Annotated in this window: 2 protein-coding genes; both read left to right on the forward strand. The window is 46.0% G+C overall.

Features of this window, described 5'->3' with window-relative positions:
• Nucleotides 1–929: hypothetical protein (locus tag HGT1_RS18145; protein WP_217903000.1), on the forward strand; the 929-nt coding region annotated here is incomplete at its 5' end.
• A gap of 8 nt (nt 930–937) precedes the next feature.
• Nucleotides 938–1,318, forward strand: coding sequence for a hypothetical protein (locus HGT1_RS18150; RefSeq protein WP_176251367.1), 381 nt, complete (start codon nt 938–940; stop codon nt 1,316–1,318).
• Nucleotides 1,319–1,359 lie beyond the last annotated feature (41 nt).

Here is a 1,359-nt window from a genome sequence, read left to right on the forward strand (position 1 = left end):
TGGTAATCCAACAGTTGTACAGCACGTCTCTTATTGAGTCGTTCCCTCAACAGCTGATGGATGCAAGCATGTTCTTTAACGACCGTACTTCAGAATTTCCTGAAGGCGAAGTATTGAACATTGACCAAATCGGTGACATCACATTATCACCATACGCTGAGAACTCTCCGTTAGACTTCTCTGCTATTGATACATCACGTATTGAATTACGTATCAGTGACTACGACCAAGATGCTTGGTACATCACAGATAAGCTACGTGAAGACGGCGCTTCTAAGATACCGGGTTTAGTTAGTTCACGACTACGTAAGAGTACTCAAGCGTTCATGACTAAGATGGTTTCAGACGTTATGGCTACTCAGTCACAACAAACAGCTGGCGACCTTAACCTAATTAATGCACAGCCTCACCGCTTCGTAGCATCAGGTGGTACAAACGGCGCTCGTAAGATTACTCTGGATGACATCCGTCAACTTAAGTTATCATTCGACGAAGCTAACATCCCTGCTAACGGTCGTATCTTAATCGTTGACCCTACAGTAGAGTTCGAGCTTAACGGCTTAGCACAAGTAGTTACCTCTGATAACCCTCGCTTCGAAGGTCTTATCGAGACAGGCTTCGCTGACCGTACTGGTATGCAGTTCTACCGTAACATCTACGGCTTCGATATCATGATTAGTACTACACTACCTCGCGTAGGCGCAGAGACTATTGATGGTAAGTCAACTGGTGCTAACGGTGTTGCTAACATGGCACTGTACGTAGGCGACGATGAAGGTAAACCTTTCATGGGTGTTGTACGTAAGTCACCTACAGCAGGTAACAAGCGTAACGACGACTTACAACGTGACGAGCACTGGGCTTTATCTCGTTGGGGCTTCGCTTTACAGCGTCCTGAAACACTAGCCGTTGTACTAACAGATAAGTAAGGAATAAGATGTCTGACTTAAATATCGAAAACATTAACGGTCGAATCACTAAGTTCGGCCCAGAAGGTACAGAAGGCAAGTTCGGTCGTACTGTATCACGAGTAGGTGACGAGGTTCAGGTTGAATATATCTTCGACTGGAACGCTTTACCTACAGCGGGTGTGAATGAAATGATTCATACTATCCCCTCAGGTTCCTATTTACGAAGTACTGAACTAGTTGTCCTAACACCCTTCGCAGGTACTGATGGTGCAGCAGGTTCTGACTTCATTACAGTTGGTACTTATACTCCAGAGGGTTCAGCCCTTGATCCAGAGGGCCTCATCACTGTTGAGGCACTTCCAGGTGTTGATTCCCTGCATGCCACCGCAAGAGGTGCCGGTACATGAGTTGTTACTGCTTGCTCAGCTTACCTAACAGTCCAAGTTCA

This window comes from Sulfitobacter sp. HGT1 (genome assembly GCF_013282155.1).
Lineage (GTDB): Bacteria > Pseudomonadota > Alphaproteobacteria > Rhodobacterales > Rhodobacteraceae > Sulfitobacter.

Excerpts from the sequence above, each read along its gene's own strand:
- HGT1_RS18150 (WP_176251367.1), top strand. The coding sequence starts at position 938 with ATGTCTGACTTAAATATCGAAAACATTAACGGTCGAATCACTAAGTTC.